At 62.4% G+C, this 15,003-nt stretch carries 15 protein-coding genes and 1 tRNA gene; 3 read left to right on the forward strand and 13 right to left on the reverse strand.

The annotated features are described in order from the left end of the window. Positions 1 to 23: 23 nt before the first annotated feature. Together plsY and dprA are read left to right on the forward strand one after the other, a co-directional pair. Entirely contained in the window at positions 24 to 605 is a 582-nt protein-coding gene (gene plsY, locus CK222_RS14285; RefSeq protein WP_067319814.1) for a glycerol-3-phosphate 1-O-acyltransferase PlsY, read from the forward strand. Then, positions 602 to 1,729, forward strand: coding sequence for a DNA-processing protein DprA (dprA, locus tag CK222_RS14290; RefSeq protein ID WP_095800783.1), 1,128 nt, complete (start codon positions 602 to 604; stop codon positions 1,727 to 1,729). The genes plsY and dprA overlap by 4 nt, the downstream gene beginning before the upstream one ends. A 33-nt stretch (positions 1,730 to 1,762) precedes the next feature. Here dprA and CK222_RS14295 read toward each other — a convergent pair whose 3' ends face one another. From CK222_RS14295 to CK222_RS14310, 4 genes are all read right to left on the reverse strand, one after another. Beyond that, entirely contained in the window at positions 1,763 to 2,908 is a 1,146-nt protein-coding gene (locus tag CK222_RS14295) for a hypothetical protein (RefSeq protein WP_095800784.1), read from the reverse strand. A 100-nt stretch (positions 2,909 to 3,008) separates the two neighbouring features. Further along, positions 3,009 to 3,194, reverse strand: a complete 186-nt coding sequence (locus CK222_RS14300; RefSeq protein ID WP_066992556.1) for a hypothetical protein — start codon at positions 3,192 to 3,194, stop codon at positions 3,009 to 3,011. 183 nt (positions 3,195 to 3,377) lie between these two features. Continuing rightward, positions 3,378 to 3,917, reverse strand: coding sequence for a J domain-containing protein (locus CK222_RS14305; RefSeq protein WP_067319800.1), 540 nt, complete (start codon positions 3,915 to 3,917; stop codon positions 3,378 to 3,380). Positions 3,918 to 4,413: 496 nt separating this feature from the next. Continuing rightward, positions 4,414 to 4,489 (reverse strand) — tRNA-Lys (locus CK222_RS14310). A 284-nt stretch (positions 4,490 to 4,773) separates the two neighbouring features. On the opposite strand from CK222_RS14310, the gene CK222_RS14315 reads away from it, so the two are divergent. Continuing rightward, positions 4,774 to 5,229 (forward strand): BA14K family protein, encoded by a 456-nt coding sequence (locus tag CK222_RS14315; RefSeq protein WP_066992550.1) that lies wholly within the window; start codon positions 4,774 to 4,776, stop codon positions 5,227 to 5,229. A 67-nt stretch (positions 5,230 to 5,296) separates the two neighbouring features. On the opposite strand, the gene CK222_RS14320 is transcribed toward CK222_RS14315, so the two are convergent. From CK222_RS14320 to glpD, 9 genes are all read right to left on the reverse strand, one after another. Continuing rightward, complete coding sequence (locus CK222_RS14320; protein WP_067319793.1) at positions 5,297 to 5,776, reverse strand: DUF6882 domain-containing protein; 480 nt, start codon at positions 5,774 to 5,776, stop codon at positions 5,297 to 5,299. A 32-nt stretch (positions 5,777 to 5,808) separates the two neighbouring features. Next, positions 5,809 to 7,302, reverse strand: a complete 1,494-nt coding sequence (glpK, locus tag CK222_RS14325) for a glycerol kinase GlpK (RefSeq protein ID WP_067319790.1) — start codon at positions 7,300 to 7,302, stop codon at positions 5,809 to 5,811. 90 nt (positions 7,303 to 7,392) lie between these two features. Next, on the reverse strand, positions 7,393 to 9,123 hold the full coding sequence (locus tag CK222_RS14330) for an ABC transporter substrate-binding protein (protein WP_066992542.1): 1,731 nt from the start codon (positions 9,121 to 9,123) through the stop codon (positions 7,393 to 7,395). Positions 9,124 to 9,200: 77 nt separating this feature from the next. Beyond that, complete coding sequence (locus tag CK222_RS14335; protein ID WP_067319787.1) at positions 9,201 to 9,488, reverse strand: DUF2160 domain-containing protein; 288 nt, start codon at positions 9,486 to 9,488, stop codon at positions 9,201 to 9,203. A gap of 3 nt (positions 9,489 to 9,491) precedes the next feature. After that, positions 9,492 to 10,400 (reverse strand): carbohydrate ABC transporter permease, encoded by a 909-nt coding sequence (locus CK222_RS14340; protein ID WP_066992537.1) that lies wholly within the window; start codon positions 10,398 to 10,400, stop codon positions 9,492 to 9,494. Position 10,401: 1 nt separating this feature from the next. Beyond that, a complete protein-coding gene (locus CK222_RS14345) occupies positions 10,402 to 11,268 on the reverse strand; it encodes a sugar ABC transporter permease (protein ID WP_066992534.1) in 867 nt (288 codons plus the stop codon). Further along, entirely contained in the window at positions 11,269 to 12,336 is a 1,068-nt protein-coding gene (locus CK222_RS14350) for an ABC transporter ATP-binding protein (RefSeq protein ID WP_067319784.1), read from the reverse strand. It abuts the gene before it with no gap. A 10-nt stretch (positions 12,337 to 12,346) separates the two neighbouring features. Beyond that, positions 12,347 to 13,426, reverse strand: coding sequence for an ABC transporter ATP-binding protein (locus tag CK222_RS14355; protein WP_095800785.1), 1,080 nt, complete (start codon positions 13,424 to 13,426; stop codon positions 12,347 to 12,349). A gap of 39 nt (positions 13,427 to 13,465) precedes the next feature. Beyond that, the gene (glpD, locus tag CK222_RS14360; protein WP_095800786.1) at positions 13,466 to 14,992 is read right to left on the reverse strand and encodes a glycerol-3-phosphate dehydrogenase; all 1,527 of its coding nucleotides are present in this window, start codon (positions 14,990 to 14,992) and stop codon (positions 13,466 to 13,468) included. Positions 14,993 to 15,003: the final 11 nt, after the last annotated feature.

Genomic DNA, 15,003 nt, shown 5'->3' on the forward strand with positions numbered 1-15,003 from the left:
TCGGCTGAAATAGGTGGGGGACAATGGGTTACGGGCTCGCACTGATCTTCGGATACCTGCTCGGCTCGATCCCGTTCGGGCTTTTGATTACCCGCGCGGCCGGTCTCGGCGATGTCCGCCAGATCGGTTCAGGCAACATCGGCGCGACCAATGTGCTGCGCACCGGCAACAAGGGGCTCGCCGCTGCGACGCTGCTGCTCGATGCGCTGAAGGGCACCGCGGCAGTGCTGATCGCCGGACATTTCTCGCCGGACTTCGGACTGCTCGCCGGCTTCGGCGCTTTCCTCGGCCATCTCTTTCCGGTCTGGCTAGGATTCAAGGGCGGCAAGGGCGTCGCCACCTACCTCGGCGTGCTGCTCGGGCTTGCCTGGCAGGGCATGGTTGTCTTCGCCGTTGTCTGGCTCGCCATGGCCTTCCTGTTCCGCTACTCCTCGCTCGCGGCGCTCGCGGCGACGGTGGTCGTGCCGATCGCGCTTTACTTCATCAGCACGCCTCAGATCGCCGGCCTGTTCGCGCTGATGAGCCTGATCGTCTTCGTCAAGCACCGCGCCAACATCTCGCGGCTGCTCGCCGGCACCGAGGGCAAGATCGGGGCGAAGGGGTGAGTGCTCCGGTCACCGGCCCGCGCCTTAGCGAGCGGCAACGGCTTGCCTGGCTTCGCCTGATCCGCACGCCGAACGTCGGCCCTGCCTCTTTTCGCGAACTGATCAATCGCTTCGGCTCGGCCGAAGCCGCGCTCGAAATGCTGCCCGAGCTGATGATCTCGGGCGGCGCCAACCGCATCGCTCGCATTCCCTCCGCCGGCGAAGCCGAGGCGGAGTTGGAAGCGGCCCGGCGCGCCGGCGCCCGGTTCGTCGGCATCGGCGAAGCAGACTATCCCGCTTTGCTGAAGACCCTGGACAACCCGCCGCCGCTGTTGGCGGTGAAGGGTGAAGGCGCGGTGTTCCGTCTCCCTGCGGTGGCGATCGTCGGCGCCCGCAACGCCTCGCTCGCCGGCATCAAGATGGCGAGAATGCTGGCGAGCGACCTCGGTCGCGAGGGCTACGCCATCGTCTCCGGCCTCGCACGCGGCATCGACACCGCGGCGCATCAGGGGAGCCTTTCGACCGGCACGGTCGGAGTGCTGGCCGGCGGCCTCGATGTGCCCTACCCGCCGGAAAATGCCGGTCTGTGCGACGACATCGCCGAGCGCGGCGGCGCCATCGTTTCGGAAATGCCCTTCGGCTGGCAGCCGCGAGCGCAGGATTTCCCGCGCCGCAACCGCCTCGTCGCCGGCATTGCGCTCGGGCTCGTCGTGGTCGAAGCCGCACAGCGCTCGGGTTCGCTGATCAGCGCCAGGCTGGCCGGCGAGATGGGCCGACTGGTCTTCGCGGTTCCGGGCTCGCCGCTCGACCCGCGTGCCGCCGGCAGCAATGCGCTGCTCAAGGACGGCGCCACGCTCGTCACCGAAGCGGCCGACATTCTGGGCGCGCTGGCACCGCTGGCTGGCACTCGCCCGCCAAGGACCATGCCGCTCGCCGGGGCGCCCGACTTGTCGGCAATGCCGCCGCCCGGCGACGACGAACGCGCCGACGTGCTGGAAGCGCTCGGCCCGACGCCGATCGCGGTCGACGAGATCATCCGCCACACAGGCTTGAGCGCCGCGCAGATCGCCATGGTGCTGTTGGAGCTCGACCTCGCCGGACGCCTCGAGCGCCATGCCGGCGGGAACGTGTCGCTGGTGGCGTGAACCCGGCTGCTGCTCCGACCTGCGGCTTCAGCGTTAGCGGAACAAATATTTGGACACTTCAGGATTGCCTCGGCGCCACATCACGTTGTCCAGAAAATAGTGGTGCACGTTGATGAAGATCAGCACGATGAAGAAGAACAGCGAGGACCCGAGGACTTGCTTGTCGTAGGGGATCAAGGCAGTCATCGCCATCGGCATAAGCCAGAAGCCGAGATATCCGAGCGCACCACCCCCGACGATGAATCCCAGAACCCTAAGCCTGTAGAGAGGTCCGAGAAAGGACAGTACCTTCGGTTGCGGATTTTGTGCGGCATCCGCGACGTCGCGCTCGACGTTCGTCTGGTAGCGCCAGACCACGGCCAGATACTGCAGCGAGTGGAGCGCCGGCACCACTAGCAGCCAGAGCGGGTTTATCCTCGCAATCAGGATCCACAGATAGAGCGACGCGACATAGGCTACGATGCCGTTATACGGCAGCGCATGACCATTTCTGTGCCAGCGGTTGATCAGCATCAGAACCGTGGCCGCCGTCGAGGCGACGGCCGCCAGCAGGGCAATGTTGGTTATCCAGGAAGGGACCGCGAATGTGTAATATTCCAGGCCGTAATATTTCCCCTGGGTCACCGCCGTGTTCGTCTGGAGCCATGCCAGGATCCACACGACATAGCTGTTGACCAGCAGCACCTTCTTGTCACGATCGTCGAAGAATTTACGCTTCAGCACGGCGTCGACCATCAGCATGCCGTAGCCTTGCTTGACGTAGTGCCAACCGACGAAGAAGAACATGGCGTTGGCTGCGTATCCCAGCAGCCGAGTGTCCGCCCTTGCCGCGCCATATGCAAAGAACGCGGCCATGATCAGGGGGACGACGATGCCCGCGAAAATATAGCGAAGCTGCAGGCTCTTCTCGTATCCGTTGCCCCTCACCTTGCGCCCGAAATTGCGATAGAAAATCTGGTACGAGTGGGCGAAGTGGGGGTAGTTGACCAGATATGCCACGACGACCATGGTTGCAGCGACGAGGCCTTCATATTCGAGCGGCACCAGGAACAGGATGGGCAGGATCAGAAACGCGCTGCCGCCGAGCATGAGGAAATCGGCGACCGGGCCAAACAGATATTTGCCAGGCAGCGTCGCCGCTTTAGCGGCTGAAGCATCCACCGAAAGGTCAAGTGCCATGGTCGAGCTCTCCTTCGGGAAGGATCGAGCTTAGCCGCCACCCCGCCTGGCGACAAGGTTGGGGTGCCGCTCCAGCCTTTGCCGACGTCTCGATCCCCAGTTAGATGGAAAACTGAACGCGTTTCGGCGACTGCAGCTCGCGCCCCATCTTTGCCGCCTGAAAGATCGTCAGCAAGACCAGGATCGGCTCACCGTCTGTCGGATTGACGGTCAGGGCCACGCGGCCGAGTTCGTCACTCATGGCGCAAGTCCAGTCTTTGACGGCAATCACCTTCTTCTCGGGCAATTTATCCTCCCCTTGGGCCGCCATCCTGACGCTACCTGCCAGGTTGCACCGAACCAGGCATGGCGCGGCCGGCCCACCCCGGATCGATCCTACTCGCCGGGCAACCATGGCCCCGGCGAATTCGAACACAAGCATTCGCGAATGTAAAAGCAACCGATCAGCCGGCAGTATCAGAGGGCATCGTCAAGTTGCATGATCCAGCAGCCTGGTTGCGACGGTTTCACGGCGATGCTCTGAATTGGCGCGGTCGATGCCGTCTACGGTGATCGCGAACATCCCGTTTTCGATCCTTGCTATCCAGCTCTTTGCCTTCAGATACCAAAGATGAAATTCCAGATGTTCTCGCGGGCAGCCCGACAAGCGTTCGAGCTCTTCATCGCCGATGCCAGGATTGTTGACGTCCTGTCGACGTTTTACATAGAGAAGCGACAGCAGCTTGGCCTGGATGACAACGTCCCGTTCAAGCCCTTTGGCATCGCTGGCTTCTTCGGCGAGCTCGCGGCGAACACTCAAATGGTCTCTATACTGGACATCGTATTGGGCGCGTTTGACTGGATCCTTGAGCGTATTGTGGGCTTCTACGATTTCGCTGAAGCGTGACTCATTGCCGGTATCCCGATTGTCGGGATGGTAGCGCATGGCAAAGTAACGAAATATCCGCTCGATCGTTTCCGAATTGGCGTTCGGGCTGATCTCGAGCAGCTCATAGTAGTCAACGAACATAGTGGTGATTCCACAGAATCGATATTGCGACACCACTCCCCAACCGCAGCATCGCGCAACCGTCCTGCCCGCGCAAGCCGCATGCCGAGCATGAGTGTCTCTGCGCAAGCGATCTTGCGGAATCTGGCAGTCAGAACTCACAGAAGCTGTTGAGCGGCCTAGGCGGGATGCTGCGCCAAGGATGCCGTCAACTTAACGCGAGCTGGCATCGAAGCGCTTTGGGAAGAACTCGCCGGGCGAGGCCCCCAACAACGGCCTTCAAGCCCGACGAGCTGCCGGGGATCAAGCCGGCCATGTCTGCGGTGCAAAGCCAATGCCAAGCATTCCCGTCCCAAGACGAGACAGGAAGACCAAATGCCACCTGGTCGGGTCGTTTCGGCTGCCGGGCTTTCTCGGTGCCAATCACGAATCTGGCAGCCACAGAAAATCCGGGGCGTGAGAAGCGGTCTGCCGTCTCGAAGTCGAAACCTTATCTCGTTGAAATGGCCTGGATATTTGGTGAGCGCGATGGGATTCGAACCCATGACCTACTGATTAAAAGTCAGTTGCTCTACCGGCTGAGCTACGCGCTCCCGCGGGCTCAAAACACCGCCCTCGAAATTGCGCGGAACATAGGGAGAGTGCCGCGACCGGTCAACCGGAAAAACACCAGCTTCCAAGGCGGATTTTGAACGGATTCCAAGGGAGCGCTTAAGGTGGCCGGGAGAAGCGTTCGGTGCCTCCACCAATCACCCGGACCCGGGCCGCTTCAGAAAGCCCTACGATAACAACAGGTTGATGGAGATGCGGGAACCATTGCAACCCAGGCTCGTTTCGCAACACAGGGACGATTACCAAACCCTTGAGGAGTACATCGATGAAAAGGATCGCATCAGGCCTGATGGCAGCCGCCCTCTCGGCGTCGTTCATCGCGGCGGAGATGGTGCCGGTCAACGCTCAGCCGGCCTATGTGCCACAATCCCAGGGCCTCTGGTCGGATGTCCAGACCGTGCAGTATCGGGATTGGAGACGACACCGCAGCTTCAACCGCGATTTCTCGCGTCGGGACGGCGTCGTCTACTGGAATGGCCATCGCGGCTACCGTGAATATCGCCGCGGCTATCGCCGGCATGGCGATTATTGGTTCCCGCTCGCTGCCTTCGCCACCGGCGCGCTGATTACCGGCGCCATTATCAACAGCCAGAACCGCGTCTATCGTGGCGGCGATGCGCATGTGCAGTGGTGCTATGACCGTTATCGGTCTTATCGCGCCTCGGACAACACTTTCCAGCCCTACAACGGCCCGCGTCAGCAGTGCGTTTCGCCCTACTGACAGCCTCCAGTCAGTATCCAGGGTCGTTGACCGAGCCCGTGCCGCAAGGCACGGGCTCTCTGTTCATTCAGCTGGCCCAGTTGACGCTTTTCAATATCAGGTACAGGCCCCCGCCTTCCCCTCGCGGTGAGCGATAGGCTCCGAGCGCGTTGCAAATCCGAACCATGGCACCGGTCAGTCCCCAACCAAGCGCTTCGAGGTCATCGGCCACGTCGAGCACATAAGCCTGCGCCAGTTCGTCTATGCCCTTCTCCTCGCCGAATGACCGAACCAGTTTGGCGTCGCTGAGAAGGTCGCCCGGCAAATTTGAATTTGCCCAAGCCCATAGCCAGTTGTCCGCCTTGGCGCTTGTAGAGCCGGCAATCTGTATGTGAGCGACCACCTTGACGACACCATCTGCCGAAAAAAGCAGTTTTCCGGTGGTTAAGTCATAGTCGTAGCGCTGCCAGCTGCCGAGGCGGAATTCATCCTCCAAACGATGGTTCTTGGCGTTCAGTTGGTCGAAAGCCTCGTCACGCCATGCGGGGTACCAGTCCGGATGCTTCATGCCCCCTCGCCTTGCCGTGTCTCCCGCGCCCCTCATTGCACACTCAGCGTCCTGCGCACTGCGTCGCGCCAGCCACTCAGCTTGGCGGAACGGGTGGCGGCGTCCATATCCGGCTTGAAGCGCTTATCGAGAGCCCAGGTCTTGGCAAACTCCTTCGCCTTCGGCCACACGCCGGCTTTGGATCCGGCAAGCCAGGCGGCACCCAGCGCGGTCGTTTCCAGGATGGTCGGCCGATCGACCGGCGCGTCGAGGATGTCGGCCAACCTCTGCATGGTCCAATCCGATGCGACCATGCCGCCGTCGACCCGCAGCACGGTCTTGGCGGAAGCGCCCTTCCAATCCTTGCGCATGGCGTCGAGCAGGTCGCGCGTCTGGAAGGCGACGGATTCGAGCGCCGCGCGCGCGAACTCGGCCGGGCCTGAATTGCGCGTCAGGCCGAAGATCGCGCCGCGGGCATCCGCGTCCCAGTGCGGCGCGCCCAGGCCGACAAAGGCCGGCACCAGATAGACTTGTTGCGCCGGATCGGCGGTCGCCGCCAGCGCGCCGCTCTGCTCGGCCTTGCCGATCACCTTGATGCCGTCGCGCAGCCATTGCACGGCGGCACCCGCAATGAAGATCGAGCCCTCCAGCGCATAGGTGGTCTTGCCGTTCAACCGATAGGCGATGGTGGTCAAGAGCCGGTTCTTCGAGCGCACCAGATCGGCGCCGGTGTTCAGCAGCGCGAAGCAGCCGGTGCCGTAGGTGGACTTCATCATGCCCGGCTCGAAACAGGCCTGGCCGATGGTCGCTGCGTGCTGGTCGCCGGCGACCCCGAGAATCCTCATCTCGGCGCCGAAAAGGCTCTTTTCTGTGACACCGAAATCATCGGCGCAGTCCTTCACCTGCGGCAGGACCGCGGCCGGTATGTTCAGGATGGACAGCAGCTCGTCGTCCCAGACATTCTTCTCGATGTTGTAGACCAGCGTGCGCGAGGCGTTGGTGGCATCGGTGGCGTGTACCTTGCCGCCGGTCAGGCGCCAGATGAGAAAACTGTCGATCGTGCCGGCGAGCAATTCGCCTTTCTCGGCGCGCTTTCTCGCGCCCTTCACCTTGTCCAGCATCCAGGCGATCTTGGTGCCGGAGAAATAGGGATCGAGCAGCAACCCGGTCTTTTTCGTGAACGTCTTCTCCAGCCCTTGCTTCTTGAGCTTCTGGCAAAGCGGCGCGGTTCGTCTGTCCTGCCACACAATCGCGTTGTGGATCGGTTTTCCCGTCGCCTTGTCCCAGATGACCACCGTCTCGCGCTGGTTGGTGATGCCGATCGCGGCCATATCCGATGCTGCGCAACCGGCAGCCTTCAGCGCCGCCTTCACTGTCGCGAGCACGCTTGCCCAAATGTCTTCCGGATCATGCTCGACCCAGCCGGAAGCCGGATAATGCTGCGTGAATTCCTGCTGGCCCGTGCCGGCGACTTTCATTTCGCTGTCGAAGACGATCGCCCTGGTCGAGGTCGTTCCCTGGTCGATGGCCAGCACAAAACCGCTCATTCCGTCCCTCCACTTCTCATGCAACAGGGGAGACGGCCAAGCCGCCTCCCCTGCATTTCCTACACAGGCTCGCGGGCCTGCGTCATGCAGTTACTGCTGCTGCCAGCTCTTCACCAGCTCGTCGTAGTTGATGGTGATCGGCTTTTCCTTTTCGTTCTCGATCTTCAACTGCGGCGCAAGGTTGCCCTTCGAGACCGCGTCCTTGTTCCAGTATTCGAGATCATGCTCTTCGGCCATCTTCGGGCCGATATCGCCCTGGACGCCCGACTTTTCGATGCGGCTCATGACCTTTTCCTGCTCGGCGCAAAGCGAGTCCATCGCTTCCTGCGCGGTTTTGGCGCCCGACGACGCATCGCCGATCGCCTGCCACCAGAGCTGAGCGAGCTTCGGATAGTCAGGCACGTTGGTGCCGGTCGGCGACCACTGGACGCGGGCCGGCGAGCGGTAGAACTCGATCAGGCCGCCGAGCTTCGGAGCGCGCTCGGTGAAGCTCTTGTCGTGGATCGTGCTCTCGCGGATGAAGGTCAAGCCGACATGGCTCTTCTTCACGTCGACGGTCTTCGAGGTGACGAACTGGGCGTAAAGCCAGGCGGCCTTGGCGCGGTCGGTCGGCGTCGACTTCATCAACGTCCAGGAACCCACGTCCTGGTAGCCGAGCTTCATGCCGTCCTTCCAGTAGACACCATGCGGCGACGGCGCCATGCGCCACTTCGGCGTGCCGTCGTCGTTCAGCACCGCCTTGGCGCTGGCGTCGACCATCGAGGCGGTGAAAGCGGTGTACCAGAAGATCTGCTGGGCCACCCCACCCTGCGCCGGAACCGGGCCGGATTCGGAGAAGGTCATGCCCTGCGCTTCGGCCGGAGCGTAGGCCTTCAGCCAGTCGAGGTATTTCTGGATCGAGTAGACGGCAGCCGGACCATTCGTGTCGCCGCCGCGCGCGGTGCAGGAGCCCACGGGCCGCGAATTCTCGTCGACCTTGATGCCCCATTCGTCGACCGGCAGGCCGTTCGGAATGCCCTTGTCGCCGTTGCCGGCCATGGACAGCCAGGCGTCGGTGAACCGCCAGCCGAGCGACGGGTCCTTCTTGCCGTAGTCCATGTGGCCGTAGACCTTCTTGCCATCGATTTCGCGGCCGGTGAAGAACGCGGCGATGTCCTCATAGGCCGACCAGTTGACGGGAACGCCGAGGTCGTAGCCGTACTTGGCCTTGAAGTCGGCCTTGTTCTTCTCGTCGTTGAACCAGTCGTAGCGGAACCAGTAGAGGTTCGCGAACTGCTGGTCCGGCAGTTGATAGAGCTTCTTGTCGGGCGCCGTCGTGAACGAGGTGCCGATGAAGTCCTTCAGGTCGAGATTCGGATTGGTGACGTCCTTGCCGTCGCCTTCCATCCAGTCGGTCAGGTTGCGCACCTGCTGGTAGCGCCAGTGCGTGCCGATCAGGTCGGAGTCGTTGACCCAGCCGTCATAGAGGTTCTGACCGGTCTGCATCTGGGTCTGGATCTTCTCGACGACGTCACCTTCCTGGATCGTGTCGTGGGTGACCTTGATGCCGGTGATGGCCGAGAAGGCCGGCGCCAGCACCTGCGATTCATAGGAATGGGTGGCGATGGTTTCCGACACGACCTTGATGTCCATGCCGGCAAACGGCTTGGCTGCGTCGATGAACCACTGCATTTCCTTTTCCTGATCGGCGCGCGAAAGCGTCGACAGATCACCTATCTCCTTGTCGAGAAAGGCTTTTGCCTCGTCCATACCGGCATAGGCGTTACCGACGCCCAGCAATAGTGCAATGGCTGTCGTTGATGTAAAAATTTGCCGTCGCATGTGTTTCCTCCAGTCTTAGGTTGCAAGTGCGATCTGGAGCGGCCGCCGGCACGCGGCCGCTCCAACTATTTCCCCCTCTATACGTATCGGAATACGCCGATCGCGTAGACCACGGAGAGAGCGAGAGCCCACCACAGGTTGGGTCCTACGAGACCCAGCCAAGCGAGATGGATAAAGGCGCTGCCGAGCAGCGACAGGAAGAGGCGGTCGCCGCGCGTCGTTTCGAAGCGCAGGATCCCAACGCGCGGATTGCCGCCCGGCGAGGCATATTCCCAGGCCGCCATGCCGACCAGCAGCAGCAATACCGTTCCGAAGAAAGCCGCCGTCGGCAACGTCCACGCCATCCAGGAGAAGTCGAGGTTCATCGATCACACCCTCCCCAGGGCGAAGCCCTTGGCGATATAGTTGCGCACAAACCAGATCACCAGCGCGCCGGGGATCAGCGTCAGCACGCCGGCTGCGGCGAGCAGCCCCCAGTCCATGCCGGCGGCCGAGACGGTGCGGGTCATGGTGGCCGCGATCGGCTTGGCGTCGGTCGTCGTCAGCGTGCGGGCGATCAAAAGCTCCACCCAAGAGAACATGAAGCAGAAGAAGCAGGCGACACCGATGCCGCTCGCGATCAGCGGCATGAAGATCTTTACGAAGAAGCGCGGGAAGGAATAGCCGTCGATATAGGCGGTCTCGTCGATCTCCTTCGGCACCCCGGACATGAAGCCTTCCAGGATCCACACCGCCAGCGGCACGTTGAACAGACAGTGCGCCAGCGCCACCGCGATATGCGTGTCGATCAGGCCGAAGGCCGAATAGAGCTGGAAGAACGGCAGGGCGAACACCGCCGGCGGCGCCATGCGGTTCGTCAACAGCCAGAAGAACAGGTGCTTGTCGCCGAGGAAGCGGTAGCGCGAGAAGGCGTACGCCGCGGGCAGCGCCACGGCCACCGAGATCACCATGTTCATCACCACATAGGTGATCGAATTGATGTAGCCCGAATACCAGGACGCATCGGTGAAGATGGTGCGGTAGTTTGCCAGCGTCGGATTGTGCGGGAACAACGTCAGCGACGAGACGATCTCCGCATTGGTCTTGAAGCTCATGTTGATGAGCCAGTAGATCGGCAGCAGCAGCACGACGATGTAGAGTGTCGGCACAATCCACCACCAGCGCGATTCCTCGCCCCGGCGCCGCATCAGCTTCGCCACCTCGTCCTGCGAAAGGGTGCTGCCTACCTCGGTGACCGCCGCTTCGCTTACGCGTGTCGTCTCGTTTGCGCTCGCCATCTCAGCGCTCCGCGTCGTAGTTGGTCATCACGGTGTAGAACACCCACGACAACAACAGGATGATCAGGAAATAGACCAGCGACATGGCCGCCGCCGGACCGAGATCGAACTGACCGAGCGCCATCTTGACGAGGTCGATCGACAGGAACGTGGTCGAATTGCCGGGACCGCCGCCGGTGACGACGAAGGGCTCGGTATAGATCATGAAGGAGTCCATGAAGCGCAGCAGCACCGCGATCAGCAGCACGCGCTGCATCTTCGGCAACTGGATGTAGCGGAACACCGCCCAGCGCGAGGCGCCGTCGATCTTGGCCGCCTGGTAGAAGGCGTCCGGGATCGAAACCAGGCCGGCATAGCAGAGCAGCACGACCAGGCTCGTCCAGTGCCACACGTCCATGATGATGACGGTGACCCACGCGTCGATCGGATCCTGGACATAGTTGTAGTCGATGCCGAATGCGTTGACGTAGTAGCCGAGCAGGCCAATGTCGTTGCGGCCGAACACCTGCCAGATCGTGCCGACAACGTTCCATGGGATGAGCAGCGGCAGCGCCATCAGCACCAGGCAGACCGGCACGCCCCATCCCTTCTTCGGCATGTTGAGCGCGATGAAGATGCCGAGCGGCACCTCGATCGCCAGGATGATGAAGGAGAAGATCAGGTTGCGCGCCATCGCTTCCCAGAAGCGGTCGGACGCCAGCAACTCCTCGAACCACTCGGTGCCGGCCCAGAAGAAGACATTGTTGCCGAACGTGTCCTGCACCGAATAGTTGACGACGGTCATCAGCGGAATGACGGCCGAGAAGGCCACCAGCACCAACACCGGCAGGACGAGGAACCAGGCTTTGTTGTTCCAGGTCTTTTCCATCTACGCCCCCATCTCGACGCGCCATGAATCGGCATAGATGTTGATGCCGGCCGGATCGAAGCGGACCCTGGGTTCGGTCGGCACCTCATCGTCCTCGCCGATGACGGCGGCGATCTCTTTGCCCTCGAGATTGGCGCGAACCACCTTGTGGCGGCCAACATCCTCGACCTTGCTGACGGAAACCGCCATGCCTTCGCGGCCGAGCCGGACATATTCGGGACGGATGCCGAGCTCGACGGGACCGGCTTCGGCCTTGGGTGCGCCCGGCAGTTCGATGCGCTGCGAGCCGAGCAACGCCGTCCTGCCTTCGAGCGCAACCGGAAGCACATTCATGCCCGGCGAACCGATGAAATAGCCGACGAAGGTGTGGCGCGGCCGCTCGAACAGCTCGGCCGGCGTGCCGATCTGCACGATCTCGCCGTCATACATGACCACGACGCGGTCGGCGAAAGTCAGCGCTTCGGTCTGGTCGTGCGTGACATAGACCATGGTGTAACCAAACCGGCGATGCAGCTGCTTGAGCTGCGAACGCAGCACCCATTTCATATGCGGATCGATGACGGTGAGCGGCTCGTCGAACAGGATGGCGTTGACGTCCGAGCGCACCAGTCCTCGACCGAGCGAGATCTTCTGCTTCTGGTCGGCGGTCAGCCGGCGCGCCTTCCGGTTCGCCATCGAGGCGAGATCGATCATGTCGAGCGTCTCGCGCACCTTGCGGTCGACATCGGCCTCCGGCACGCGGCGGTTGCGCAGCGGAAAGGCCAGATTGTCGTAGACGGTCATGGTGTCGTAGATGACCGGGAATTGGAACACCTGGGCGATATTGCGCTCTTGCGTCGACAGATTGGTCACGTTCCGGCCGTTGAACAGAAGCTGGCCGTGCGAGGGATGGAGCAGCCCCGAGATGATGTTGAGCAAGGTGGTCTTGCCGCAGCCGGACGGCCCGAGCAGCGCATAGGCGCCGCCGTCCTCGAAGGTGTGATGCACTTCCTTCAGCGCGAAATCCGAATCCTTCTTTGGATTGGTCAGGTAGGAGTGGCGGATGTGGTTGACGTCGATGCGTGCCATCGCTCCCTCCTCAAGCCGCCAGCTTCGACGCAGTCACCGCGCGGCCGTTCTGGTCGAAGACCATGATGTGGCGCGGGTCGATGAACACCTCGACCTCGTCGTCGGTCTCGAAATCGAGGATGCCGTGCGCGAGCATCACCCAGCGCGCGTCGGCGAAGTCGAGATGGACGAAGCTTTCCGAGCCGGTGATCTCGGTGATGGTGACCTTGGCCCGCACCGGCACGGCGCCGGGGTTGGGACGCTCCAGGGACAAATGGTGCGGCTGGAAGCCGATCGTGTAGCTGGCATCCGGAATGCCGAGCAGTTCGGGCGGCACCGGCAGCTTCACGCCTCCTTCGAGAAGGAAGTCCGATCCCTTCTTGGCGAGCACAATGGTGTTGAGCGGAGGGTCGGCGAAGGTCCGCGCCGTCACCAGGTCGACCGGCTTGCGGAACACCTCGACGGTTGGGCCGAACTGCGTGACGCGACCTTCCGAAAGCGTCGCGGTGTTGCCGCCGAGCAAAAGCGCCTCGTGCGGCTCGGTCGTGGCATAGACGAAGATCGTGCCCGCCGCGGCGAAAATCTTCGGCAATTCGGCGCGCAACTCCTCGCGCAGCTTGTAGTCGAGATTGGCGAGCGGCTCGTCGAGCAGCACCAGGCTGGCGTTCTTGACGATGGCGCGGGCAAGCGCCGTGCGCTGCTGCTGGCCGCCCGAGAGGTTGAGCGGCGTGCGGTCGAGATAGGGCGTGAGCTTGAGAAGTGCCGCAGCGTTGCGCACCTCCTTGTCGATCCTGGCCTGTTCGACGCCGGCAACCCGAAGCGGCGAGGCGATGTTCTCGTACACCGTCATCGCCGGGTAGTTGATGAATTGCTGGTAGACCATGGCAACGTTGCGCTTCTGCACCGGCTGTCCGGTGACGTCCTTGCCGTCGAACCAGACGGAGCCCGAAGTTGGCGCATCGAGCCCGGCCATCAGCCGCATCAGGCTGGTCTTGCCGGAAAGCGTCGGCCCGAGCAGGACATTCAGCGAGCCGTGCTGAAGCGTCAGCGACACGTCGCGAATATGCTCCTGCGCGCCGACCGCCTTCGCCACGTTCCTCAGTTCCAGCATCACGCCTCCTCCCAGGCCTTGCGCATCAGCGCTCGATCCTCATTCCGCCGCGGCGACATGGCGGCTGCTCAACCCGCGCATGAATTCTTCCAATGCCGCCGTCTGCTCGCGGCTGAAATGCAGGCCGCGTTTGGTCCTGCGCCACAGCACGTCCTCGGCGGTGATCGCCCACTCGTTCTCGACCAGGTAGCGCACCTCGGCTTCGTAGAGGTCGGCACCGAAATTGCGGCCGAGATCGGCATTCGACTTGGCGAGGCCAAGCAGCTTCTCCGCGCGCGTGCCGTAAAGCCGGGTCAACCTGCGTGCCAGCCGTTGGTCGAGGAACGGATAGGCGTTCTTGAGCCTCGATACCTGCTCGTCGAACCCGGTCGCCGGAAAATCGCCGCCGGGCAGCGGCGCGTTGGCGGTCCATGGCTTGCCGCGCTTGCCGAGAAAGCCTTCGATCTTCTCCAACATCGATTCCGCCAGCCGGCGGAACGTGGTGATCTTGCCGCCGAAGGCGTTGAGCAAGGGGGCAGCACCCTCCCCGCCATCGGCCTTCAGCACATAGTCGCGCGTCGCGTCCTGCGCCTTCGAGGCGCCGTCGTCATAAAGCGGGCGCACCGCCGAATAGGTCCAGACGATGTCCGAACGCTTGACCGGCTGGGCGAAATATTCGCTCGCGGCGGCGCAAAGATAGTCGATCTCGGTATCGCTGATCTTCACCTCATGCGGATCGCCGGGAAAGTCGCGGTCGGTGGTGCCGATCAGCGTGAACTCTTCTTCGTAAGGAATGGCGAAGATGATGCGTCCGTCCTTGTTCTGAAAGAAATAGGCGCGCGGATCGTCGAACTTCTTGCCGATGACGATGTGGCTGCCCTGCACCAGCCGAACATTGTGCACATCGTTCTGGCCGACGGTTTTTGCCAATACCTGATCGACCCACGGCCCGGCGGCGTTGACGAGAAGACGCGCGCGGACTTCCTCGATCTCGCCGGTCAGCACGTTCTGGATCTTGATCGTCCACAGCCCGCTCTCGCGGCGCGCGCTGACCACCTTGGTGCGAGTGCGGATGACGGCGCCGCGGTCGGCCGCGTCGCGGGCATTGAGCGCCACGAGGCGGGCATCGTTGACCCAGCCGTCCGAATATTCGAACGCCTTGCGGAACAGCGGCTTCAGCGGCTTGCCGGCCGGATCGGTGGCCATGTCCAGCGTCTTGGTCGCCGGAAGCAGCTTGCGCCCGCCGATATGGTCGTAAAGGAAAAGGCCGAGCCGGATCAGCCAGGCCGGACGCAGGCCCTTGGCGTAGGGCAGCACGAAGCGCATCGGCCAGATGATATGCGGCGCGTTCTTCCACAGAACCTCGCGCTCCATCAGCGCTTCGCGCACCAGCCGGAATTCGTAGAACTCGAGATAGCGCAACCCGCCATGGATCAGTTTGGTCGAGCCGGAGGAAGTCCCGCTGGCGAGATCGTTCATCTCGGCGAGGTATACGGAAAATCCGCGGCCAACGGCGTCGCGGGCGATGCCGCAGCCATTGATGCCGCCGCCTATGACAAAAATGTCATGGATCGGAGATGCGTCCACAGGGTTCCTCC

The sequence above is a fragment of the Mesorhizobium sp. WSM3866 genome (assembly GCF_002294795.1).
Classification (GTDB): Bacteria; Pseudomonadota; Alphaproteobacteria; order Rhizobiales; family Rhizobiaceae; genus Mesorhizobium.

What these genes read in the sequence shown, in the direction of transcription:
- CK222_RS14345 (WP_066992534.1), bottom strand. Translation starts at nt 11,268, where the DNA reads ATGGAAAAGACCTGGAACAACAAAGCCTGGTTCCTCGTCCTGCCGGTG.
- CK222_RS14340 (WP_066992537.1), bottom strand. Translation starts at nt 10,400, where the DNA reads ATGGCGAGCGCAAACGAGACGACACGCGTAAGCGAAGCGGCGGTCACC.
- CK222_RS14350 (WP_067319784.1), bottom strand. Translation starts at nt 12,336, where the DNA reads ATGGCACGCATCGACGTCAACCACATCCGCCACTCCTACCTGACCAAT.
- CK222_RS14330 (WP_066992542.1), bottom strand. Translation starts at nt 9,123, where the DNA reads ATGCGACGGCAAATTTTTACATCAACGACAGCCATTGCACTATTGCTG.
- CK222_RS14335 (WP_067319787.1), bottom strand. Translation starts at nt 9,488, where the DNA reads ATGAACCTCGACTTCTCCTGGATGGCGTGGACGTTGCCGACGGCGGCT.
- CK222_RS14320 (WP_067319793.1), bottom strand. Translation starts at nt 5,776, where the DNA reads ATGAAGCATCCGGACTGGTACCCCGCATGGCGTGACGAGGCTTTCGAC.
- CK222_RS14355 (WP_095800785.1), bottom strand. Translation starts at nt 13,426, where the DNA reads ATGCTGGAACTGAGGAACGTGGCGAAGGCGGTCGGCGCGCAGGAGCAT.
- CK222_RS14295 (WP_095800784.1), bottom strand. Translation starts at nt 2,908, where the DNA reads ATGGCACTTGACCTTTCGGTGGATGCTTCAGCCGCTAAAGCGGCGACG.
- glpK (WP_067319790.1), bottom strand. Translation starts at nt 7,302, where the DNA reads ATGAGCGGTTTTGTGCTGGCCATCGACCAGGGAACGACCTCGACCAGG.
- plsY (WP_067319814.1), top strand. Translation starts at nt 24, where the DNA reads ATGGGTTACGGGCTCGCACTGATCTTCGGATACCTGCTCGGCTCGATC.
- CK222_RS14315 (WP_066992550.1), top strand. Translation starts at nt 4,774, where the DNA reads ATGAAAAGGATCGCATCAGGCCTGATGGCAGCCGCCCTCTCGGCGTCG.
- CK222_RS14305 (WP_067319800.1), bottom strand. Translation starts at nt 3,917, where the DNA reads ATGTTCGTTGACTACTATGAGCTGCTCGAGATCAGCCCGAACGCCAAT.